The sequence below is a fragment of the Yeosuana sp. genome, assembly GCF_057126245.1.
Genome location: NZ_DBNGMQ010000009.1, coordinates 1 through 22064, shown reverse-complemented (window position 1 = coordinate 22064; position 22064 = coordinate 1). Strand labels below are relative to the sequence as shown.

General features: G+C 33.3%; 24 protein-coding genes. 5 read left to right on the top strand and 19 right to left on the bottom strand.

The annotated features are described in order from the left end of the window. Nucleotide 1: 1 nt before the first annotated feature. The gene (locus tag AC15TD_RS00895) at nucleotides 2-226 is read left to right on the top strand and encodes a hypothetical protein (RefSeq protein WP_484450250.1); all 225 of its coding nucleotides are present in this window, start codon (nucleotides 2-4) and stop codon (nucleotides 224-226) included. After that, a complete protein-coding gene (locus AC15TD_RS00890; protein WP_484450249.1) occupies nucleotides 216-671 on the top strand; it encodes a tRNA (cytidine(34)-2'-O)-methyltransferase in 456 nt (151 codons plus the stop codon). The genes AC15TD_RS00895 and AC15TD_RS00890 overlap by 11 nt, the downstream gene beginning before the upstream one ends. On the opposite strand, the gene argS is transcribed toward AC15TD_RS00890, so the two are convergent. Continuing rightward, nucleotides 672-2450 carry an arginine--tRNA ligase gene (gene argS / locus AC15TD_RS00885; protein ID WP_484450248.1) on the bottom strand — a complete coding sequence of 593 codons (1779 nt, stop codon included), beginning with the start codon at nucleotides 2448-2450 and terminating at the stop codon, nucleotides 672-674. Between the two features lie 394 nt (nucleotides 2451-2844). Between argS and AC15TD_RS00880 the strand changes: the two genes are divergently transcribed. Continuing rightward, on the top strand, nucleotides 2845-4902 hold the full coding sequence (locus AC15TD_RS00880; RefSeq protein WP_484450247.1) for a tetratricopeptide repeat-containing sensor histidine kinase: 2058 nt from the start codon (nucleotides 2845-2847) through the stop codon (nucleotides 4900-4902). On the opposite strand, the gene ctlX is transcribed toward AC15TD_RS00880, so the two are convergent. Beyond that, on the bottom strand, nucleotides 4903-5841 hold the full coding sequence (ctlX, locus tag AC15TD_RS00875) for a citrulline utilization hydrolase CtlX (RefSeq protein ID WP_484450246.1): 939 nt from the start codon (nucleotides 5839-5841) through the stop codon (nucleotides 4903-4905). A 181-nt stretch (nucleotides 5842-6022) separates the two neighbouring features. On the opposite strand from ctlX, the gene AC15TD_RS00870 reads away from it, so the two are divergent. Next, a complete protein-coding gene (locus tag AC15TD_RS00870; protein WP_484450245.1) occupies nucleotides 6023-7510 on the top strand; it encodes a cytochrome C in 1488 nt (495 codons plus the stop codon). A 167-nt stretch (nucleotides 7511-7677) separates the two neighbouring features. Beyond that, a complete protein-coding gene (locus AC15TD_RS00865) occupies nucleotides 7678-9135 on the top strand; it encodes an amino acid permease (protein ID WP_484450244.1) in 1458 nt (485 codons plus the stop codon). Nucleotides 9136-9240: 105 nt separating this feature from the next. Here AC15TD_RS00865 and AC15TD_RS00860 read toward each other — a convergent pair whose 3' ends face one another. The 17 genes from AC15TD_RS00860 to AC15TD_RS00780 all read right to left on the bottom strand — a co-directional run. Next, nucleotides 9241-10155, bottom strand: coding sequence for a dimethylarginine dimethylaminohydrolase family protein (locus AC15TD_RS00860; RefSeq protein WP_484450243.1), 915 nt, complete (start codon nucleotides 10153-10155; stop codon nucleotides 9241-9243). A 65-nt stretch (nucleotides 10156-10220) separates the two neighbouring features. Further along, nucleotides 10221-11507, bottom strand: coding sequence for a citrate synthase (locus AC15TD_RS00855; RefSeq protein WP_484450242.1), 1287 nt, complete (start codon nucleotides 11505-11507; stop codon nucleotides 10221-10223). 136 nt (nucleotides 11508-11643) lie between these two features. Further along, nucleotides 11644-12972, bottom strand: coding sequence for a citrate (Si)-synthase (locus tag AC15TD_RS00850; protein WP_484450241.1), 1329 nt, complete (start codon nucleotides 12970-12972; stop codon nucleotides 11644-11646). Between the two features lie 196 nt (nucleotides 12973-13168). Then, nucleotides 13169-14458, bottom strand: a complete 1290-nt coding sequence (gene eno, locus AC15TD_RS00845; RefSeq protein WP_484450240.1) for a phosphopyruvate hydratase — start codon at nucleotides 14456-14458, stop codon at nucleotides 13169-13171. Between the two features lie 151 nt (nucleotides 14459-14609). Beyond that, complete coding sequence (carA, locus tag AC15TD_RS00840; protein ID WP_484450239.1) at nucleotides 14610-15716, bottom strand: glutamine-hydrolyzing carbamoyl-phosphate synthase small subunit; 1107 nt, start codon at nucleotides 15714-15716, stop codon at nucleotides 14610-14612. Nucleotides 15717-15801: 85 nt separating this feature from the next. Next, entirely contained in the window at nucleotides 15802-16296 is a 495-nt protein-coding gene (gene rplQ, locus AC15TD_RS00835) for a 50S ribosomal protein L17 (RefSeq protein ID WP_484450238.1), read from the bottom strand. Nucleotides 16297-16355: 59 nt separating this feature from the next. Next, nucleotides 16356-17348, bottom strand: a complete 993-nt coding sequence (locus tag AC15TD_RS00830) for a DNA-directed RNA polymerase subunit alpha (protein WP_484450237.1) — start codon at nucleotides 17346-17348, stop codon at nucleotides 16356-16358. Between the two features lie 95 nt (nucleotides 17349-17443). Further along, nucleotides 17444-18049 (bottom strand): 30S ribosomal protein S4, encoded by a 606-nt coding sequence (gene rpsD, locus AC15TD_RS00825; protein WP_484450236.1) that lies wholly within the window; start codon nucleotides 18047-18049, stop codon nucleotides 17444-17446. Nucleotides 18050-18167: 118 nt separating this feature from the next. After that, nucleotides 18168-18551 carry a 30S ribosomal protein S11 gene (rpsK, locus tag AC15TD_RS00820; RefSeq protein ID WP_484450235.1) on the bottom strand — a complete coding sequence of 128 codons (384 nt, stop codon included), beginning with the start codon at nucleotides 18549-18551 and terminating at the stop codon, nucleotides 18168-18170. A gap of 99 nt (nucleotides 18552-18650) precedes the next feature. Continuing rightward, the gene (gene rpsM, locus AC15TD_RS00815) at nucleotides 18651-19025 is read right to left on the bottom strand and encodes a 30S ribosomal protein S13 (protein ID WP_484450234.1); all 375 of its coding nucleotides are present in this window, start codon (nucleotides 19023-19025) and stop codon (nucleotides 18651-18653) included. 2 nt (nucleotides 19026-19027) lie between these two features. After that, nucleotides 19028-19144: a type B 50S ribosomal protein L36 gene (ykgO, locus tag AC15TD_RS00810; RefSeq protein WP_074961360.1), complete on the bottom strand. Its 117-nt coding sequence runs from the start codon at nucleotides 19142-19144 to the stop codon at nucleotides 19028-19030. Nucleotides 19145-19200: 56 nt separating this feature from the next. Continuing rightward, entirely contained in the window at nucleotides 19201-19416 is a 216-nt protein-coding gene (gene infA, locus AC15TD_RS00805; RefSeq protein ID WP_028289261.1) for a translation initiation factor IF-1, read from the bottom strand. A 10-nt stretch (nucleotides 19417-19426) separates the two neighbouring features. Next, nucleotides 19427-20773 carry a preprotein translocase subunit SecY gene (gene secY / locus AC15TD_RS00800; protein WP_484450233.1) on the bottom strand — a complete coding sequence of 449 codons (1347 nt, stop codon included), beginning with the start codon at nucleotides 20771-20773 and terminating at the stop codon, nucleotides 19427-19429. Nucleotides 20774-20787: 14 nt separating this feature from the next. Then, nucleotides 20788-21240 carry a 50S ribosomal protein L15 gene (gene rplO / locus AC15TD_RS00795; protein ID WP_484450232.1) on the bottom strand — a complete coding sequence of 151 codons (453 nt, stop codon included), beginning with the start codon at nucleotides 21238-21240 and terminating at the stop codon, nucleotides 20788-20790. Nucleotides 21241-21252: 12 nt separating this feature from the next. Continuing rightward, nucleotides 21253-21435: a 50S ribosomal protein L30 gene (gene rpmD, locus AC15TD_RS00790; protein ID WP_484450231.1), complete on the bottom strand. Its 183-nt coding sequence runs from the start codon at nucleotides 21433-21435 to the stop codon at nucleotides 21253-21255. 11 nt (nucleotides 21436-21446) lie between these two features. Further along, nucleotides 21447-21971: a 30S ribosomal protein S5 gene (gene rpsE / locus AC15TD_RS00785; protein ID WP_484450230.1), complete on the bottom strand. Its 525-nt coding sequence runs from the start codon at nucleotides 21969-21971 to the stop codon at nucleotides 21447-21449. 6 nt (nucleotides 21972-21977) lie between these two features. Further along, nucleotides 21978-22064, bottom strand: an 87-nt coding sequence (locus AC15TD_RS00780) for a 50S ribosomal protein L18 (protein ID WP_484450275.1), incomplete at its 5' end; no start/stop codon positions are given.

Genomic DNA, 22064 nt, shown 5'->3' with positions numbered 1-22064 from the left:
CATGTCACCATTTAATAATTGGAAACTCATTCTACTGCTTTGCCTAACTTTAGGCTTAGCTCCCTTTTTTCCCGAACCACATGTTTTAGGTAAAATTCGTTGGATTGCGGGCGGAGCAAAAGGCATGCAGCTCATGGATTGGTTTGACACCGTACTTCACGGGTTCCCTTTTGTTCTTTTGATTCGGTTTATTGTTCTAAAATTGTTAAAAAATAATGGCACTTAACATTGTTTTAATTGAACCTGAAATACCTAATAACACAGGTAATATTGGAAGGTTAGCACTCGCTTCTGGTTCTAAATTACACTTAGTAAAACCGTTTGGTTTTGAAATTGATGACACGCGTTTAAAACGTGCCGGACTAGATTATTGGAAACATCTTGACGTTATCTTCTATGAAAATATGGAAGAATTTTTCAATGTAAACAAGAATGAAAGTATGGTATTTCTCTCCAGCCATGGGACAAAAAATCATTGGGATATTCCGTTTAAGGATAATCTGTTTTTAATCTTCGGTAAAGAATCTGTAGGATTACCAAAGCAATTGATTGACAGCAACTTAAATAATCTTTATAAAATTCCTCTATACAACGAACATGTAAGGAGCTTAAACCTAGCTAATGCTGTAGGCATTGTAGTTTATGAAGGCTTAAAATTTTTAATACCCTAATTACATCCGTTCAGGCACATTAATACCTAATAGACTAAAAGAATTTTTTATGGTTAAAGCTACTTTTTTTGAAAGCTGGACTCTAAATATCTTATCGTTTAGTTGGTCTGCACCCAAAATAGATACATTCTGATAAAACGAGTTGAATTCCTTAACTAAATCATACGTGTAATTAGCTATTAAAGCTGGACTATGAGTCTCTGCCGCATTTTGAATCACTTCTGGAAAAACTTGTAACTGTTTAATAAGTTCCTTTTCCTTTTCATGCAAAGTAAGTGTGGTTACTTCTTTTGTCGTATCAAAATGTGCTTTACGAATAATGGATTGTATTCTAGCATAGGTATATTGAATAAAAGGGCCAGTATTTCCTTGAAAATCTATAGATTCTTTAGGATCGAATAGTATTCGCTTTTTAGGATCTACTTTTAATATAAAATATTTTAAAGCACCTAAACCAATTGTTTTATAAAGCTCCTTTTTTTCTTCAACAGAATACCCATCAAGTTTACCAAGTTCCTCTGATATTTCTCCAGCAGTTGAAGCCATTTCATCAATTAAATCGTCAGCATCAACTACGGTACCTTCTCTGCTCTTCATTTTTCCCGAAGGTAAATCAACCATACCATAGCTTAAATGATACAGGTTTTTAGCCCAATCAAATCCAAGTTTTTTCAAGATTAAAAACAACACTTTAAAATGATAATCTTGCTCGTTTCCGACGGTGTAAACCATACCTCCAACATCTGGATAATCTTTTATACGTTGAATGGCTGTACCTATATCTTGAGTCATATACACCGCGGTTCCATCGGCACGTTGTACTATTTTTTTATCTAATCCGTCCTCGGTCAAATCACACCAAACAGAACCGTCTTCTTCTTTAAAAAAGACACCAGATGTCAAGCCTTCTGCTACAAACTCTTTTCCTAGCAAATACGTATTACTTTCAAAATACAGGACATCAAAATCTACTCCTAGATTTTTATAAGTTATATCAAAACCATCATAAACCCAACGATTCATCATTTTCCAAAGCGCAACAGTTTCTTCATCACCAGCTTCCCATTTTAAAAGCATATCTTGAGCCTCTAATAAAATAGGTGATTGCTTTTTGGCGTCGTCTTCAGAAATTCCTTTACTAACTAACTCTTTAACTTCTTTTTTATATTCCTGGTCAAATTTCACATAATAATTCCCAACCAACTTATCCCCTTTCAAACCAGTGCTTTCAGGAGTTTCTCCATTTCCGAAACGTTTCCATGCCAACATGCTTTTACAAATGTGAATACCTCTATCATTAATAATTTGGGTTTTATAGACTTTCTTTCCTGAAGCCTTTAAAATTTCCGCAACGCTGTACCCTAATAAATTATTTCGTATATGCCCTAAATGAAGTGGTTTATTAGTATTTGGCGATGAATACTCTACCATAAAAGCTGTGTCATTTTTATTTGGTTTTATAAAACCAAAATGCGCATCGTCTTTTATACTATTAAAAAACTGAAGGTAATAACGATCTTCAATTTCAATATTTAAAAACCCCTTGACCATGTTAAAAGCTTTAACCTCCTCCACATGATTAACTAGATGATTGCCAATATCAGTTCCTATTTGAACCGGATTTCCTTTAAAAAAACGAAGCATAGGAAAAATAACGACGGTAATATCTCCCGAAAATTCTTTACGCGTTGCTTGAAATTCTATAGTATTTAAGGTAACATTATATAGCGTTTCTACCGCTTTTATAACCTGATTTGATAAGGTTTCTTGAAGGCTCATTAATTATAACTTTTTTAAGAGAGCAAAGATAAAACTTTTATTAATGTTTGATTGTATAAATGAGTTTAATAAAACAAACCTCCAAATTTCACTTTAAAAAAAAAAGCATAAAAAAGTATGCCGTTTTTCTGTATTATATGCCGTTCATCTATTCATCGAATATTTAAAAAATTAACATATTCATTTAATCTAATATATTGGTAGAAAAACGCAAAAATTAGATTTTTAACAGGGTTTTCGCAACTTTTGTTAGTGTATTGCTATTGTGCTTTTTTATTTTAAAAAGGTAAAATTATAGATTAACAGACATAATTCAACCATATAAGAATTCTTAATTCACTCAATAAGAAACCTTATATAAATGTGATATTGAAGGTTGTATGTTAAATATTGTATGAGGAAAATAATTACTTTATTTATATTCTTACTTGTATGCTCTGGTTATGCTCAAACCAAAGAGATAGATAGCTTATACATTGAATTAGCCTTTCAAGAATCAGACTCATTAAAGGTAGACACCTCTTTAAAAATTATAAAGCAACTTTATGACATTGAAGATTATGATAAAGCTTTAAAATATATTTATGAAAGTGAAAAACTTTCTAATGCTATGAATTACACATATGGCATTGCCGAAATCGCGTATTTTAAATCTTTAATATACTCTCAAAGAAACGATTACATTAATGCTGTAACTGGTTATGCCAAATCAAAAGCGCTTTTTGGACAATTAAAAGATACGCTTGGTATTGCAAAGGTTAATAACAGTATTGGACTCATTGAAATAAAACGCGGTAATTATGCAAAAGGCCTACAGTATTCTTTATCGGCTATAAAAGAACTTGAAAAAAGGAACTTAAAACAAGAGCTCTGTTTGGCATACAGTAATTTAGCAAAAGCCTATTACAAAATGAATGCTGAAGAAAAAGCTATTGAGTTTTACAGCAAAGCCTTAAATCTTCAAAAAGAATTAAATAAAACAGACGGCATTATAGAATCTAATAGCAGATTAGCTGAATTATATTCTAATAAGGAAGAATACAGAAAATCTATCGAATATTACGAAACGGTTTTAAAATTAGTTGGAAATGATAATGACTCTATTACGGCTAGGATTTTGCCAAAATTGGGTGGAGAATATTTAAAATTTAACGATTTTGATAGATCTGCCAAATATTTAGTAAAAGGCTTAGTTTTAAACAGAAAGTTAAAAAACAAGTTAGGATTAACAATTTCATTAAATAATATTGGCGAATTAAATCTTAATCTAAAAGAATTAAAACTTGCAGAACAACAACTCCTTGAGGCAGGATCTCTTGCTAAGTCTATTAATAATAATGAGGAATTACTCAAGTTTTATAAACTGATGAAAGAATTAGACTCTACCAAAAAAGACTATTTTGGAGCTTATATTTGGCAAAGAGAATACTACAGTTTAAAAGAAAGCCTAAAAAGCAAAAGCATTATAAAAGACACTTTAACATCTGCTTCGCTAGAGCTTAACCCTGACTTTGATCAAAATCTTTCAGATAAAGAAACAACTGATTTAGAAAATAAAGCAACGCTTAAAAGGGAAGATGAAAGTAACCGTTTTCAATTAATTTTTTATGCGCTTTTAGGTGCTCTGGCTATTGTTTCTACATTCTTAGTTCTCATATTTTTAAAACGCAATAATAGCATAAAATACACCCAAGAATTAGAGGAAAAAAACGCGAAAATAGAGATTCAAAACAAAGCATTTCAAGAACAAACCAAGCATCTTGAAAATGTAAATAACGTAAAGGATAAATTGTTTTCAATTATATCCCATGATTTAAAAGATTCCCTTTCATCAATTAATGGTTTTATCGATTTACTAAAAGACGGCTCCTTATCAAGAGAAGAATTTGATAATCTAATTCCTGAATTAAGCGAAAATGCCAACAATGCCTCTTTATTATTGTTTAATTTATTAAACTGGTCAAAATCCCAAATGCATTCACTTGACGCAAAGCCTACATTGTTTGATGTTCAGGAAGTTTTTGAAGATAAAGTTAAACTAATTGAACAGAGACTTGATAATAAAGGTATTGATTTAATAGACCATTCCTTGCGCGATTTTGTTTATGCTGATAGAAGTATGTTTGAAATAGTTATTCAAAACCTATTAGCTAACGCTGTGAAATTCTGTAAAGAAGGTGATTCAATTACTATTTCAAACCATATTAGTAATGGTAGTTGTATTATAAGTATTGCTGATACAGGAACAGGTATCTCTAAACAAAATATAGAAAAGCTCTTTAAAAGTAATTCATTTACTACCACCGGAACCAAAAACGAAAAAGGAACAGGTCTTGGATTGTCAATTTGTAAAGAATTGGTAGAACTGAACCACGGCAAAATTTGGGTAGAAAGTAGTTTAAATGTTGGTAGTACATTTTATGTACAACTCCCAAAATCTAAACCTGCTTAATTACGCTTTAGGTAAATAAATATCTGCCATCATACATCTTGCACTTCCACCACCACAGGCTTCTATGGTATCTAAAGAACTCGACAGAATATCTTTATTGTGTTTTTTTAATGTTTCCAATTGTGTTTTTGTTAACGAATCATAAGCAGATTGACTCATAATTAAATATAAGTCATTATCCCTTCCTTTAACTTGTAACATATTACCCGCAAAATTATTAACTTGAGTTTCGGTAATTTCAATAATTTCTTTACCATCATCTTTTAAATGTTTGATGACATTTTTTCTCTCTTTCTTATCGTCAATACTAGATAAACAAATAACCGCAAAGGTTACTCCCAAACACATCATAACATTTGTATGATAAATAGCCTTTCGCTCACCTTGAACCGTTTGATTAGCTGTAAAAATAACCGGTGTAAATTCAAAATCTTCACAAAACTCTATTAACAAATCTTCATCGGCTCTGGGCGAAAGTGCACAATACGCTTTTCTGTTTACATTATCTAACACCAAGCTTCCAGTACCCTCTAAAAACAAAGATTCTTCTTCTGCACTTGTATAATCTATAATATCTTTTACAACAAACCCATTAGCTTCAAGTATTTCCAAAATATCCTCGCGTCTCTCTAGTCGTCTATTTTCTGCAAACATAGGATACAAACCAACTGTTCCATTTTGATGAAATGAAATCCAATTGTTAGGAAAAATAGAATCTGGTGTATCGGTGTCCTTGGTATCATTAACCACAATAACATTAACACCAATACCCCGAAGTTTTTCAACAAAGGTATCAAACTCTTGCTGTGCTTTTGCATTAACCGTTGCGGGTAACAAACCGTCAATCACATGCTGGTAATAATTGTTTACGGCAGTTTGTTCATTCATCCTAAAACTAACAGGACGAACCATTAAAATAGTATTTGTGGCTTGTTGCATCTATATGAATTTCGGCACAAAAGTATAACAATTAAACATATATAATAAGATGTTGCAGTACTTAATTTTACTTTGTTTTTAAAATAAAAAATTATAAATTGGGCAATGATATGGGTAAATGATTGACACCTTAAATTTAGTTATTTAATAAAAATATATATTGTTTTAAATAATCATAAAAATGAAAAAAAAATTACTGTTGCTCTTGTTTTCAGGAGTATTAATTTTGACTGCATTCCAAGTCTCAGATAAATTAGGGCTGCACTTACTGCAATCTCCGGGAGCTAAAATTGAGAACTATGTTGAACCGGACTATGAGCTGGGAAGTGGGCATATTGATTCTCTTATGCCCTATCCCGATGTAGAAAAAGGAGAAAGAACTCCTTTTGATCTTTGGAAATACGGTGGCAAAGGTAAAAGTTCTTTTATGGATCCAAATCTTCCTATGGAATGGAATGAATGGTTGTCTTTTCATAAAAACCAAAAACCTAAGTTGATGGATGACACCAAAAAATATATGAATTCTCGCTACAATTTTACTGGAGAAGTCTTTGAAGGAAAATATATGTCTGGTGGTAGAAAACAAATAATGAAAGGTCCAATCTCTAAACTTTCAGAAAAAGTTAACTCCTACGAAGACTTAGCGAAATTATCTGCTGATGAAATAAAGGAAAAGGATTTATTTCCATTTAAACCTTTGGCACATCCTTTGGCATCAACAGCCCATATGGTTTTTCCAGATAGTTGGAATAAAGTACACCCTGAACACATTAGAATTGATGTTGACCATGATTATCCAGATCAATACCTTCCTGAATTCCCGCCTGCAATGTTTTTAACTACTCATAAGGAATTAGGTGACGTAGCCAAGGGAAGAGAAATCACATTTGGTAATTACTATGAAATATTTAATGGAATATTAACTCCTGAACAGATGGAAGGGCTAAAAGAATTACTTAGAACAACACCAACAACATGGTTTAATCAAACCACTCATAGGGTTACAGAAGCACCAAGCGCTGGAGTATCTTGCTTCTCATGCCATGTTAACGGCCATACAAACGGTGCTTTTGAATTAGCGCCTGACTCCAGACCGCACTTAGCCCGATTGCGGGTTGGCACACCTTCCATGAGAGGAAATTATAATTTACAGTTATTAGCATCAAAACGGTCTATAAGAAGTATGGATCACTTTTCAGAAATAGAAGAATATTTTGATGGAGACCCAGGCATGATGCAACATATAGGTGCGAGGGCTCATCAAAAGGCCATTGCTAATAGAATGGGTGATTTTAATTCCATTATTGATTTTCCTCCTGCACCAAAATTAGATGCAATGGGAAAATTAATTCCTGAAAAAGCCACTAAAAAAGAATTATTAGGCGAACAATTGTTTAATGGAAAAGCCAAATGCATAACTTGCCATTATGGTCCGGCTTTCGTAGATGACTATATGCATGATTTAAAAGTTGAAAGATTCTACAAAGGAAGACCTGAAGGCCCTATTAAAACCTTCCCTTTAAGAGGTATAAAAGATTCTCCCCCGTATCTGCACGATGACAGGCTTCCAACTTTAGATGATACCGTTGAGTTTTTTAATTTAGTATTAGATTTAGATTTAAAAAAAGAAGAGAAAGAGGCTTTAACTGCTTATATGATGTGTTTATAAAAATGAAATAGCAGATTTATATTTTGAAAACCATTCAAATTCCCCTTAGGAATAATTTTGATAATGAAATTAATTTATATGAAATAAATATAATTTCAATTACGAAATGAGCCTTATTGGTTTTTTTTTAATGTGATAAAATTCGCCAACCAACACGTAGATTATAAATGCATAAAAACAAAAAAATAATTAGACAGGAAAAGCAAAAATCGTCTACTAAGATGTCGGTAATCACAGTCGCTATGCTAATTCTAGTAGCCACATTTGGTATTACAAACGTTATTGACAATATGGTAGAGATGGGTTTAACAGCCATTCCCTCATGGTTCTTAGTAGGCATGCTATATTTTCTACCATTAGCACTCATCCTATCGGAATTTGCATCAGACACAACAGAATCAGGAGGCATCTACAGTTACATGGAACGTGGTCTTGGTGCTCATTGGGCCTTCGTTGGAACTTGGTCTTATTTCGTCGCAAATCTCGTATTCTTGCAATCAGCATTCAGTAAGTTACCTATTAGGATATCACTTTCAATAACTGGTGTAGATCAATTCGCCTCTAAAGCAACATTGTTGCCTTTGCTCGCAGTAATTGTTTGCATAGTTATTACCTATTTTGCGAGTCGTGGCATACGGTTATTTTCCCATCTAGCCGACTGGGTAGGTAAAGGCACTCTGATTTTAGTAGCCTTTCTAATAGTGGCACCTTTACTGTTAGCCTTTTTAGGAAAAGTCTCACCAGCTAACAAATTCAGTTATGATGCACTTTGTCCAACTCTAGATATTAAATACTTCGCCACATTTTCTTGGTTGTTATTCGCTGTAGCTGGCGCCGAAGTAGCCGCCCCTTATGTAAAGCAGGTCAAAGACCCTTCTCGTGGTTTTCCACGAGCCATCTTGATTTCAACCTTTTTGATAGCTGCAATTTATATAATGGCAAGTCTTGCGGTTGCAATCGTTTTTCCTCTAGACCAATTAACCAAGTCTACAGGACTTTACGATATCTGGTTTAAATTGGCAATAATGTTGGGTCTGCCCGGTTTACCAATTGCTAAAGTATGTATGAGCCTGATAACCATAGGCTCAATCGTTAGTTTCATTATTTGGGCTGAAAGTCCTATCCGAGCTATGTTTACCGAGATACCTCCTGGCACCTTCCCTAAAGCTCTTATCCGCAGAGACTCTAGCGGAACTCATAAGCAGGCGTTGTGGCTGCAAGCTCTAGTTGTTATATTGTTGATTCTAATTCCATTAACCTCAAACTTGACGGGTTCCGGTGGCTCAGAACATTTGGTCGGTTTATTGAACGATCTATCATCGCTTTCACTTGTAATTCCTTATGTATTCATAGCACTAGCCTATATCCAAGCGCGTCGAAAAGGTATGGATGCACCGTTCAAGATGGTAAAATCAACTCCACTTGCTATCACAATCGGCATCATCGTGTTATTGGTCTCTACTTTCGGATACCTTGGCGCTGGTTTATTTGCTTTGGAGGCTGAAAAAATTGATTGGATTTACGTCTGTATTATATATGTAGGACCTCTCATATTGATCGGATTAGGTTTGGTTTTGCGTTACGCTTCTCTACGTGACTATAGGTTGAATCCACTAAAGAAGTAAGCAAAATGTTCTTATCATAAAATTACAGATTACAGCTTTTTGCAGAGATCTCAAACGAATTCAAATTCCGTTTAAAAAACAAGAAACTAAATAAAACTTTAAAAATCAATCCCTTATTAAAGGCAGTGTAGAACAACGTAATAAACCTTCTTGTTTGGCTATTTCAGCATAAGGGACTTCTTCAACCGTGAAACCTTGATGTCTTAACCATGTATTTAAACGGGTAAAGTTTTTTTCAGAAATAATGACTTTCTCAGAAATAGAAAACACATTACTATTCATATTATACATTTCCTCTTTTGTGATTTCAAAAATATTCTCTTTTCCGAAAAATTCCACTAACCATTCGTATTCTTTTTCAATAAGAAATCCATTTTTATGAATAATGGCCTTATCTTTTCCTATAGGCTGAAAACAACAATCTAAGTGAAGTGCATTTTCTTTTGGATCTGTATTGGACTTTCGCAATTCGAAACTCTTAACCGTTTTGTTAGGAAATAATTCTTGTATGGCTATTACAGCATCTAGATTCGTTCTTGCAGTAATATAATCTGCGTAATCATCACCAGAATAAGTTCCAATAAAAATATGGTCATTCCAAGGCATAACATCGCCTCCCTCGGCATGACATTCGTCAGGTAATATAATTCTATTTTCTGGCGCTATTTGATTCCATAAATAATCAATAGCATGAATTTCTTCATCTCTATCAGGTAAAATATTGGCTCTAATTATTTTATCTTCTATAACAAAGGCGATATCTCTTGAAAAAATTTGATTACAATCTTTAATAACTTCTGGCCGATAAACCTGTACGTTATACTTTTTTAAAATAGCAGCAACAGCCTCCATTTCCAAAATCATATCTTCTTCTTTTGGATAGGTACCTGCTTTTACATGCTGTATGCTTTTAGGATCATAGCAATCTTCTATTTTTGGGACTGGTCCATTACTCTTAGCAGTTCCTAAAACAACGGCACGCAAGCGTGAGGTTTCATTTTTTATATTAAGTTTTAACATAGGCCTAAGATAAAAAAAAGCTTCATACAAAATATGAAGCTTTCTCTTTTCACTATAAAATAAATTTATCTTTTATCAACTTCAACAAAAGATCTTTCTGTTGCACCAATATAAAGTTGTCTTGGTCTTCCTATGGGCTCTTTATTTAATCTCATTTCTCTCCATTGCGCTATCCATCCAGGTAAACGTCCTAATGCAAACATAACTGTAAACATATCGGTTGGTATACCCATAGCTCTATAAATAATTCCAGAATAAAAATCCACATTTGGATATAATTTACGGTCAACAAAATAAGGATCCTTCAAGGCTTCTTGCTCTAATCCTTTTGCTATATCTAAAATTGAATCTTCAATTCCTAAATCGTCTAATACTTCATCAGCTGCTTTCTTAATAATTCTCGCTCTAGGATCGAAATTCTTGTAAACTCTGTGACCAAATCCCATTAAACGAAACGGATCTTCTTTATCCTTTGCTTTAGCCATATACTTTTTAGTATCACCACCATCAAGCTTTATTGCCTCAAGCATTTCTAATACGGCCTGATTCGCACCACCATGAAGTGGACCCCAAAGTGCCGATATTCCCGCAGAAAGAGATGCAAATAATCCAGCATGAGATGACCCCACAACTCTTACGGTCGAAGTCGAACAATTTTGCTCATGATCTGCATGGAGGATTAATAATTTATCTAAAGCCTCAATTAAGACCTTATTTTGAACATAATCTTCATTAGGCTGTCTAAACATCATTTTTAAGACATTCTCTACATAACCTAAATTTTTATCTCCGTAATCTAGTGGTAATCCATTCTTCTTTCTAAGTGTCCAAGCTACAAGTACAGGAAATTTCCCCATAATCCTAACAATAGCTCTATACATATCTTCTTCAGAATTAACATTTACTGAAGACGGATTAAAAGCTGTTAAAGCACTGGTAAGCGACGATAACACTCCCATAGGATGGGCTGATTTAGGAAATGCATCCAATATCTTTTTAATATCTTCATCTACTACAGACTGGGCTTTAATATCTGCATGATACTTATCAAGTTGTTCCTTTGTTGGAAGTTCTCCAAAAATTAAAAGATAAGATACTTCTAAAAAATCTGCCTTATCAGCTAATTCCTCTATTGAATATCCTCTATACCTCAAAATACCTTTTTCACCATCTAAAAAAGTAATAGCACTCTTGCAAGAACCTGTATTCTTAAAACCAGCATCTAGTGTAATTACTCCTCCCGTTGAACCTCTAAGGCTTGATATATCAATAGCAGTTTCATTCTCTGTTCCAATATCAATCGGAAAATCATATTTTTTACCGTTTACTTCTAAGGTGGCTTTTTCTAACATAAATAAATTAATTAATTCTTGTTTTTTGCGGAATGCTAATTTACAAAAATAACTACTATTATTATATCAACTTACTATAATTATTGATTGGATGTGATACAAAAAAATTATAAATAGCTTCCTGTTGGAAATAAATTTAAACAGGTTGAGAAAGATGTTTTTCGGTTTCAACCATGTTTTCTAACATTTCTGTTGTAATCGATTTAGGTCTTTCTAATGAGTACCCTAACGCTCTATCCCAAATGATATTTGACAATACACCAAAAGATCTGCCAATGGCAAATAACACCGTGTAAAAATCATATTGTGTAACACCGTAATGCCATTGAACTACGCCAGATTGAGCATCAACATTGGGCCAAGGATTTTTTGCCTTACCATGCTCTCTTAAAATATCAGGAACAACCTTATATAAAGCGTCCACATATTTAAATAACTCATCATTCGGCATATGTTTTAAACAAAATTCTCTTTGAACGGAATACCTTGGGTCCGTTTTACGAAGAACAGCATGACCATAACCAGGAATAACTTGCCCACTATTTAAAGTATCCCAAACATATTTTTTCATTTCTTCCTCAGTTGGTAATACGCCATTCATTTGTTCTCGTAAACCTTGTAACCATCTAAGCACTTCTTGATTAGCTAATCCGTGGAGTGGACCAGCTAATCCATTTATCATTGCAGAAGTTGCATAATAAATATCAGAAAGGGAACTAGCTACTAAATGTCCAGTATGCGCACTTACATTTCCACTTTCATGATCTGCATGAATAATAAAATACATTCTCGAAACATCATCATATGGTTTATCCTTTCCCATCATGTAAGCAAAATTCGCTCCTAAATCTAAAGATGGATCTGGGAAACGATGACCATGTTCTGGATGATATAATTTATTATAGATATAAGCTCCAATTAACGGCATTTTAGCAAGTAGATTCGTAGCATCTTCATAAGTACAGCTCCAATAATCCATCTTGCTCATCCCTTTCTTATAATTACTACTAAAATGAGACTCTCTTTCTAAACTCATTACGGCTGCAGATAATATAGCCATTGGGTGGCTATTACTTGGAAATGCATCAATAACGTCCCACACATATCTTGGAACCACTCGACGATTTTTAAAATCTATTACCAACGACTCAACTTCTTCCCTTGTGGGGACTTCACCTGTTAAAAGTAAATAATATAATCCCTCTACATAGGGCATCTCAGCATTATCTGCTTTTGGTAATTTTTCTAAAACCTCAGGTAATGTATATCCTCTATAACGAATTCCTTCAAAAGGATCTAAATAGGAAATATCAGTTATTAAACTTTTGATACCTCTCATACCGCCAATAACTTGGGATACAGAAACCTGATCTATAATTTTATCTCCATGCTCCTTTAATAACTTTGAAGTTCTCGGTCTATGCTCCTGGATTTTTTGATATAGTATATCTTTTAAATTGTTCATAATCGTAATATTAGTTTGTTCTGTCTAAAGAGTAAATCCCCTAAATTTATTACATAATTAAGACTTAAAATATGACTTATGTCACTAAATAATAGACTTGTAACAATAGTTACAGATAGCATATAAAATATTCTAGTCATAAAAAAAGCCAAATTCATAAATGAATTTGGCTTTTTAAATATATTGAGTATCCTTTTTACTTTATTTTGAACGCTTTTTCTTGTGGAAAGTAAGCAACTTCTCCTAATTCTTCTTCTATACGAAGTAATTGATTATATTTTGCCATACGATCACTACGTGATGCAGAACCAGTTTTGATTTGTCCACAGTTTAATGCAACTGCCAAATCTGCAATCGTATTATCTTCCGTTTCACCAGAACGATGAGACATTACAGATGTATAACCGGCATTTTTAGCCATATTAACAGCCGCAATAGTTTCTGTTAAAGAACCTATTTGATTTACTTTTATTAAAATTGAATTGGCAATACCTTCTTCAATACCTCTTGATAAACGTTCAACATTAGTAACAAATAAATCGTCACCAACTAATTGCACTTTATCTCCAACAAGCTCAGTTAAATATTTCCAACCTTCCCAATCATTCTCATCCATGCCATCTTCTATTGAAATAATTGGGTATTTAGCTACTAACTCAGCTAAATAATCAGCTTGTTCTTTCGATGTTCTTATAACACCTGTATCACCTTCAAATTTTTTATAGTCGTATTTTCCATTTTCATAAAATTCAGCAGAAGCACAATCCAATGCAATTTTTACTTCTTCTCCAAACTTATATCCAGCATTTTCCACAGCTTTTGCTATCGTTTCAATAGCATCTTCTGTACCATCAAGAGTTGGTGCAAAACCACCTTCATCACCTACAGCAGTGCTTAAGTTTCTATCATGCAACACTTTTTTAAGATTATGAAAAATCTCAGTTCCCATTTGCATTGCATGCGTAAAGCTTTTAGCCTTTACAGGCATAATCATAAACTCTTGAAACGCAATAGGCGCATCACTATGAGAACCCCCATTAATTATATTCATCATCGGTACTGGAAGTGTATTTGCAGAAACTCCTCCAACATAACGATATAAAGGCAAACCTAACTCTGAAGCAGCAGCTTTAGCAACCGCTAGAGATACACCTAAAATAGCATTTGCACCTAACTTAGATTTATTTTTTGTGCCATCTAAATCAATCATTAATTGATCAATTAAATTTTGTTCAAATACAGATGTTCCTAATAATTCCGGAGCTATAATAGAATTTACATTTTCTACAGCTTTTAAAACACCTTTTCCCATATAGGCTTTTCCACCATCCCTTAATTCAACAGCTTCGTGTTCTCCTGTAGATGCTCCAGATGGTACTGCAGCTCTTCCTAAAATATCATTTTCTGTAACAACATCTACCTCAACAGTAGGGTTTCCTCTAGAATCTAGAATTTGTCTAGCATGGATATTAATTATTATACTCATAAGTACTCTATTTTAACTTTGTTTAATATTCAAATTTACGGTTTAATCTTGTTTTAATTTATATGTTTTTAAAGAATTACACAAATTTCACCCTATAACGTTTTAGTAACATAAAAGCCTTAAAAAGTTTTCATGTTTTTAAGGCTTTTGGCTATTTATTTTTAATGTTTTCTATAAACTGATCAAAAAGATAGTATGAGTCGTGTGGACCCGGACTAGCTTCAGGATGATATTGCACGGAGAAACAATTCTTATATTTCATAGCAATCCCTGCAACCGTATTATCATTTAAATGCACATGAGTTACTTCTAAATCTTGATTTGACTCTGCTTCTTCTCTATTAACGGCGAAACCATGATTTTGAGATGTAATCTCACCTTTACCTGTTTTTAAATTTTTTACAGGATGATTGATTCCTCTATGACCATTATGCATTTTATAAGTTGATACACCATTAGCTAAAGCTATTACTTGATGCCCTAAACATATCCCAAAAAGAGGCAAATCCCGTTTTATAATTTCTTTAGCTAAAGTCTGGGCTTCAACCAATGGCTCGGGATCTCCAGGCCCATTTGATAAAAAGTAACCATCCGGATTAAAAGACTCTAATTCTTCAAACGTTGCATTATAAGGAAATACTTTTATATAAACATCTCGTTTTGCAATGTTTCTAAGAATATTCTTTTTTATCCCAATATCAAGTGCAGATACTTTGTACGTTGCATTCTCATTGCCGAAATAGTATGGTTCTTTCGTTGAAACTTTTGAAGCAAGTTCTAGACCATTCATACTTGGAAATTGAGCTAGTTGTCTTTTTAGCGATTCAATGTTTTCTACATCTGTAGTTATGACAGCATTCATAGCGCCATGATCTCTAATATAACTTACTAAGGCTCTTGTATCAACATCAGAGATAGCAAACAAATTATTTGAATTTAAAAAATCTTCTAATGAAGCATCTGCAGCTTCTCGTGAATAGTTATAACTAAAATTTTTACATATCAACCCTGCTATTTTAACAGAATCCGATTCAACTTCATCTACATTCGTGCCATAGTTTCCAATATGTGCATTGGTAGTAACCATGAGTTGCCCAAAATAAGATGGATCTGTAAAAATTTCTTGATAACCAGTCATTCCAGTATTAAAGCAGACTTCTCCAAAAGCTGTCCCTTGTTTGTTTCCTATTGATTTACCATAAAATATGGTTCCATCAGCCAATAAAATAATAGCGATTTGTTTTTTTTGATACTTCATTTTTTTTCGAAAGGTTTCGCAAAATTGCAAAAAAAAGGATAAACTAAAAAAGTTTATCCTTAAAATTTATGTTTGTTAATAACATTTATTCTTCTTCATTTGAAGCTGGCTTTTCAACTTCCGGAGCTTCAGCAACTGGAGCAGCTGGTGTTTCCGTCTTACTTCCACCTCTTCTACTTCTTCTAGTCGTTTTCTTCTTAGGTTTATCCGCATTGTAAATTTCATTATAATCTACAAGCTCAATCATTGCCATATCAGCATTATCTCCTAAACGATTTCCAAGTTTAATGATTCTTGTATAACCACCTGGTCTATCCGCAACCTTAGCCGCAACATCTCTAAACAACTCAGCAACAGCTTCTTTTTGTCTTAAACGCGCCATCACAATACGTCTGTTGTGAGTCGTATCTTCTTTAGACTTAGTAATCATTGGCTCAACAAATTGCTTTAAAGCTTTTGCTTTAGCAACAGTAGTGTTAATACGCTTATGTTCTATTAATGAACACGCCATATTTGCCAACATTGACTTTCTATGTGCGGTTTTTCTACTTAAATGGTTTATTTTTTTTCCGTGTCTCATGACATTTATTTTATCATCTTGCTACCAAACTCGACTTGCGAGGAGCAAAATATGATTAATTAATCTTTATCTAATTTATATTTACTTAAATCCATTCCAAAATTTAAACCTTTTACAATAACAAGCTCTTCAAGCTCGGTTAAAGATTTTTTACCAAAATTACGGAACTTCATTAAATCATTTTTGTTAAATGACACTAAGTCTCCTAATGTATCAACTTCAGCAGCTTTTAAACAGTTTAATGCACGTACAGATAAATCCATATCAATTAGCTTCGTTTTAAGCAATTGTCTCATGTGAAGTGATTCTTCATCATAAGTTTCTGTTTGTGCTATTTCATCAGCTTCTAAAGTAATTCTCTCATCAGAGAACAACATAAAGTGGTGAATTAATGTTTTAGCGGCTTCTGTTAGAGCATCCTGAGGTGTAATAGAACCATCTGTAATGATTTCAAAAACTAATTTTTCATAATCAGTTTTTTGCTCAACACGATAGTTTTCTATACTATACTTAACATTTTTTATAGGCGTGTAAATTGAATCTGTAAAGATGGTTCCAACGGGCGCAGAAGCTTTATTGTTTTCCTCTGCAGGAACATATCCTCTACCTTTTTCAACAGTAATTTCCATATTTAAACTCACTTTAGGATCTAAATTACAGATAACTAATTCTGAATTTAATACTTGAAATCCTGAAATAAACTTTTGGAAATCACCTGCGGTAATTTGCTCTTGTCCAGAAATTGAAATTGAAATAGACTCATTATCTATATCTTCAATTTGTCTTTTAAAACATACTTGTTTTAAATTTAAAATAATTTCTGTTACATCTTCAACTACACCTGAAATTGCAGAAAATTCATGGTCTACACCTTCAATTCTAACCGAAGTAATTGCAAATCCTTCTAAAGAAGATAATAAAACTCTTCTCAAAGCATTTCCTACTGTTAAGCCATACCCTGGTTCTAAAGGTCTGAATTCGAATTTACCTTCAAAATCGGTAGAATCGATCATGATTACTTTGTCAGGCTTTTGAAAATTAAATACTGCCATATCTTTCTTCGTTTTAATTGTTATTTAGTTGCGCGATTTAAAAGTTTGAAGAAGACTAATAAATCCTTTGGCCAAATACCAATATGATTAATTTATTATTTAGAATATAATTCGACAATGAATTGCTCATTGATATTTTCTGGAATTTGAATTCTTGAAGGGATAGAAACATAAGTTCCTTGCATCGTTTCTGTATTCCAAGTAATCCATTCGTATACGTGACTTGAATTTGATAGAGATCTATCAATAGCTTCAAGTGATTTTGATTTTTCTCTTACAGCTACAACATCACTTGCTTTTAATGAAAAAGATGGAATGTTTACCACTTCACCATTAACCGTAATGTGTCTGTGAGATACTAATTGTCTTGCAGCGCTTCTAGTAGGAGCAATTCCCATTCTAAATACTACATTGTCTAATCTAGATTCGCAAAGTTGTAATAAAACTTCACCTGTAATACCTTGTGCTGCTCTAGCTTTTTTAAATAAACCTCTAAATTGTCTTTCTAAAATACCATAGGTATATTTAGCTTTTTGCTTCTCCATTAATTGGATAGCGTATTCAGATTTTTTTCCACGACGCTTGTTTGCACCATGTTGACCAGGAGGGTAATTTCTTTTTTCAAAAGACTTATCGTCTCCAAAAATAGCCTCGCCAAATTTACGAGCTATTTTAGTTTTAGGACCAGTATATCTTGCCATTTTTTTAATTTATTATAAGAGTGATTATGAATTAAGGTCTTAATCTTATCCTTCGATAATCGTTGATCTCTTTGTGATACTTGTTAATTAATATTAATTACTGAATTATTCAGTGAACTTAAACTCTTCTACGTTTTGGAGGTCTACAGCCGTTATGTGGTAAAGGAGTAACATCAATAATTTCTGTCACTTCAATTCCAGCATTATGAATTGATCTGATAGCAGATTCTCTACCATTTCCTGGACCTTTAACATACACTTTTACTTTCTTTAAACCAGCTTCTTGAGCTACTTTTGAAGCATCTTCTGCTGCTAATTGAGCAGCATAAGGTGTGTTTTTCTTAGAACCTCTAAATCCCATCTTACCAGCAGAAGACCATGAAATAACATCGCCCTTTTTGTTGGTAAGTGAAATAATAATGTTGTTGAAAGAAGCCGTAACATGAGCTTCACCAACAGAATCTACAATAACTTTACGTTTTTTAGTACTTGTCTTTGCCATATTTTTTTAGTTTCTAGATGTTAGTTGTTAGTTTATAGAATCCTAAACTTTTACATTTCAAGCAGATTCATCTAACCCCTAAATACTAATGACTTTTAATTATTTAGTTGCCTTCTTCTTGTTAGCAACTGTTTTTCTTCTACCTTTTCTAGTTCTAGAATTGTTTTTTGTACGTTGTCCTCTTAAAGGAAGACCCGATCTATGACGAATCCCTCTGTAACATCCAATATCCATTAATCGCTTAATGTTTATTTGTGTTTCAGAACGCAATTCACCTTCAATTTTAAAAGTACCTACAGCTTCACGAATACCACTTATCTGGTCATCGTTCCAATCTTGAACTTTTATGCTTTCGTCAACTTTAGCTATCGCTAAAATTTCTTTTGCTCTACTTCTACCTATCCCATAGATATAAGTTAAAGAGATAACTCCTCTTTTGTTTTTTGGTATGTCTACACCTGCAATTCTTGCCATAACTACCCTTGTCTTTGTTTGAATCTAGGATTCTTTTTGTTAATTACGTAAAGTCTACCTTTTCTGCGCACAATTATACAATCTGCACTTCTTTTTTTAACTGATGCTCTAACTTTCATCTGTTCCTTATTAGTTGTTTTTTTACTGTCAGATAAAATCTCATGATTTCATCCTATTAGTATCTATAAGTTATTCGAGCCTTAGATAAATCATAAGGACTCATTTCCAATTTCACCTTGTCTCCAGGTAACAATTTAATATAATGCATACGCATCTTTCCTGAAATATGTGCCGTCACTATGTGACCATTTTCCAATTCAACACGAAACATCGCATTTGATAATGCTTCAATGATTGTTCCGTCTTGTTCTATTGCTGCTTGTTTTGCCATGGTATATAAATTAAGCTAAAGCCTTTCTATTTTTCCCTGTTTTCATCAAGCCATCATAATGTCTATTTAACAAGTATGAATTTACTTGTTGCATAGTATCAATGGCAACACCTACCAAAATAATAAGTGAAGTTCCACCAAAAAACAGAGCCCAACCTTGTTGCACATTCATAAGTTTTACAATAAAAGCTGGGAACACAGCGATTAATGCTAGAAATATTGAACCCGGTAAGGTTATCTGAGACATTATTTTATCTAAATATTCAGAAGTTTCAGAACCTGGACGAATACCAGGAATAAAACCGCCACTACGTTTTAAATCATCCGCCATTTTGTTTGTAGGCACTGTAATTGCTGTATAGAAGTATGTAAATACTATAATTAATAAAGCAAAGACTAAATTGTACCAAAACCCAAAGATATCAGAGAATTGTGTTTGTAGCCATGCACCGGTGGCAGAATCCTTTAAAAAAGAAGTTCCTCCTATTAAACCTGGCACAAACATGATAGCTTGAGCAAATATGATTGGCATAACCCCAGAAGCATTCAACTTCAATGGAATATATTGTCTTGACCCAGCCATAATATTTTTTTCATAACTTCCAGATGCCGTACGTCTTGCATATTGAACAGCTATCTTTCTCACAGCCAATACTAATAATATTGATGCCAATATAACCAAGAACCATATAACCACCTCAAACAGGATAAGCATAACATTGTTACCCTCTAATCGGTTCGCAGCATTTTGTATAAACGATGATGGCATTCTCGCGATAATACCTACCATAATTAATAGCGATATACCATTTCCAATACCCTTATCAGTTATTTTTTCACCTAACCACATGGCGAAGATACAACCTGTTACTAAAATCGTAACTGAAGAGAAATAAAACAAAGGACCATATCCCAATAAAAATGCACTTTGAGGAATACCTAAAGCTGGTAAACTTGCTAAATAGCCCGGAGCTTGTAATAAACAGATTGCAATGGTTAACCAACGTGTAATCTGATTAATTTTCTTTTGTCCGCTAGCACCTTCTTTTTGTAGCTTTTGTAAATAAGGAATTGCTATTCCCATCAATTGAACTACAATAGAAGCAGAAATGTAAGGCATAATACCCAAAGCGAAAACGGATGCATTTGCAAAAGCTCCCCCCGTAAAAGCATTAAGAAGTCCTAATAAACCTGAATCAGTGCTATCACTTAGACCACCTAACTGAGAGGCATCAATACCAGGTAATACTACTTGTGCACCAAAACGATACACTAATAATAAACCTAATGTAACAGCTATTCTGTTTCTTAGCTCTTCTATTTTCCAAACATTCTTTATTGATTCTATAAATTTCATATACCTATGATATCTTATAAAGTTACAGCTTCTCCTCCTCCAGCTTCTATAGCAGCTTTTGCTGTTGCAGTAAACTTGTGAGCAGTTACTTTTAATTTAGCTTTTAATTCTCCTCTTCCCATAATTTTAACCAGATCATTTTTTCCAGTTAATCCATTTGAGAACAATACCTCTAAATCTACTGTATCTTTAATTTTTTTATCATCTACTAATTGTTGTAGCGTATCTAAATTAATTCCTTGATATTCCTTACGGTTAATATTGGTAAAACCAAATTTAGGAACACGTCTTTGAAGTGGCATTTGCCCACCTTCAAATCCAATCTTTTTAGAATAACCAGAACGAGATTTAGCACCCTTGTGACCACGTGTAGCAGTTCCGCCTTTACCGGAACCTTGTCCTCTACCTATTCTTTTTCCTTGATTTTTAACTGAACCTTCTGCAGGTTTTAAATTACTTAAATCCATTTCAGTATTATATTATTTAATTTCTTCAACAGAAACTAAGTGATTTACTTTATTAACCATACCAAGTATACTTGATGTAGCTTCGTGCTCTACTACTTGACCAATTTTTTTAAGACCAAGAGATTCTAAAATTCTTTTTTGTCTTAACGTTCTATTGATTGCGCTTTTAACTTTAGTAACTTTAATTTTTGCCATCTCTTATATGATTATGCGTTAAAAACTTTCTCAAGTGAAATACCTCTATCTGAAGCTATTCTTCTGGCGTCTCTTAATTGTAATAAAGCATCAAACGTTGCTTTTACCACATTATGAGGGTTCGAGGATCCTTGAGATTTTGATAATACATCATGAATTCCAACAGCCTCAAGAACAGTTCTTACAGCTCCACCAGCAATAACTCCAGTACCAGGAGCAGCCGGAATAATGTTTACTCTTGCTCCACCATATTTACCTTTTTGTTCATGCGGTAATGTCCCTTTTATTATAGGAATTCTAACTAGGTTTTTCTTTGCATCCTCAATGGCTTTAGCAATTGCACTAGCCACATCTTTAGATTTTCCTAAACCTTGGCCTACAACTCCCGCCTCATCACCAACAACAACTATTGCTGAGAAACCAAATGCTCTACCACCTTTAGTTACTTTTGTAACTCTTTGTACACCAACTAAACGATCTTTAAGATCTAATCCACCTGGTTTTACTAACTCTGCGCTTTTGTATTTTCGATACATAATTTCTTAGAATTTAAGTCCTGCTTCTCTAGCTCCTTCAGCTAATGATTTTACTCTACCATGATATAAATATCCACCTCTATCAAAAGCGAT

Excerpts from the sequence above, each read along its gene's own strand:
- infA (WP_028289261.1), bottom strand. The coding sequence starts at position 19,416 with ATGGCAAAACAAGCAGCAATAGAACAAGACGGAACAATCATTGAAGCA.
- secY (WP_484450233.1), bottom strand. The coding sequence starts at position 20,773 with ATGAAATTTATAGAATCAATAAAGAATGTTTGGAAAATAGAAGAGCTA.
- rpsE (WP_484450230.1), bottom strand. The coding sequence starts at position 21,971 with ATGTATCGAAAATACAAAAGCGCAGAGTTAGTAAAACCAGGTGGATTA.
- rpsM (WP_484450234.1), bottom strand. The coding sequence starts at position 19,025 with ATGGCAAGAATTGCAGGTGTAGACATACCAAAAAACAAAAGAGGAGTT.
- rpmD (WP_484450231.1), bottom strand. The coding sequence starts at position 21,435 with ATGGCAAAAATTAAAGTTACTAAAGTTAAAAGCGCAATCAATAGAACG.
- ctlX (WP_484450246.1), bottom strand. The coding sequence starts at position 5,841 with ATGCAACAAGCCACAAATACTATTTTAATGGTTCGTCCTGTTAGTTTT.
- rpsK (WP_484450235.1), bottom strand. The coding sequence starts at position 18,551 with ATGGCAAAGACAAGTACTAAAAAACGTAAAGTTATTGTAGATTCTGTT.
- AC15TD_RS00895 (WP_484450250.1), top strand. The coding sequence starts at position 2 with ATGTCACCATTTAATAATTGGAAACTCATTCTACTGCTTTGCCTAACT.
- AC15TD_RS00880 (WP_484450247.1), top strand. The coding sequence starts at position 2,845 with ATGAGGAAAATAATTACTTTATTTATATTCTTACTTGTATGCTCTGGT.
- ykgO (WP_074961360.1), bottom strand. The coding sequence starts at position 19,144 with ATGAAAGTTAGAGCATCAGTTAAAAAAAGAAGTGCAGATTGTATAATT.
- AC15TD_RS00860 (WP_484450243.1), bottom strand. The coding sequence starts at position 10,155 with ATGTTAAAACTTAATATAAAAAATGAAACCTCACGCTTGCGTGCCGTT.
- eno (WP_484450240.1), bottom strand. The coding sequence starts at position 14,458 with ATGAGTATAATAATTAATATCCATGCTAGACAAATTCTAGATTCTAGA.
- rpsD (WP_484450236.1), bottom strand. The coding sequence starts at position 18,049 with ATGGCAAGATATACTGGTCCTAAAACTAAAATAGCTCGTAAATTTGGC.
- carA (WP_484450239.1), bottom strand. The coding sequence starts at position 15,716 with ATGAAGTATCAAAAAAAACAAATCGCTATTATTTTATTGGCTGATGGA.
- AC15TD_RS00855 (WP_484450242.1), bottom strand. The coding sequence starts at position 11,507 with ATGTTAGAAAAAGCCACCTTAGAAGTAAACGGTAAAAAATATGATTTT.
- argS (WP_484450248.1), bottom strand. The coding sequence starts at position 2,450 with ATGAGCCTTCAAGAAACCTTATCAAATCAGGTTATAAAAGCGGTAGAA.
- AC15TD_RS00830 (WP_484450237.1), bottom strand. The coding sequence starts at position 17,348 with ATGGCAGTATTTAATTTTCAAAAGCCTGACAAAGTAATCATGATCGAT.
- AC15TD_RS00865 (WP_484450244.1), top strand. The coding sequence starts at position 7,678 with ATGCATAAAAACAAAAAAATAATTAGACAGGAAAAGCAAAAATCGTCT.
- AC15TD_RS00890 (WP_484450249.1), top strand. The coding sequence starts at position 216 with ATGGCACTTAACATTGTTTTAATTGAACCTGAAATACCTAATAACACA.
- AC15TD_RS00850 (WP_484450241.1), bottom strand. The coding sequence starts at position 12,972 with ATGAACAATTTAAAAGATATACTATATCAAAAAATCCAGGAGCATAGA.
- AC15TD_RS00870 (WP_484450245.1), top strand. The coding sequence starts at position 6,023 with ATGAAAAAAAAATTACTGTTGCTCTTGTTTTCAGGAGTATTAATTTTG.
- rplO (WP_484450232.1), bottom strand. The coding sequence starts at position 21,240 with ATGGATTTAAGTAATTTAAAACCTGCAGAAGGTTCAGTTAAAAATCAA.
- rplQ (WP_484450238.1), bottom strand. The coding sequence starts at position 16,296 with ATGAGACACGGAAAAAAAATAAACCATTTAAGTAGAAAAACCGCACAT.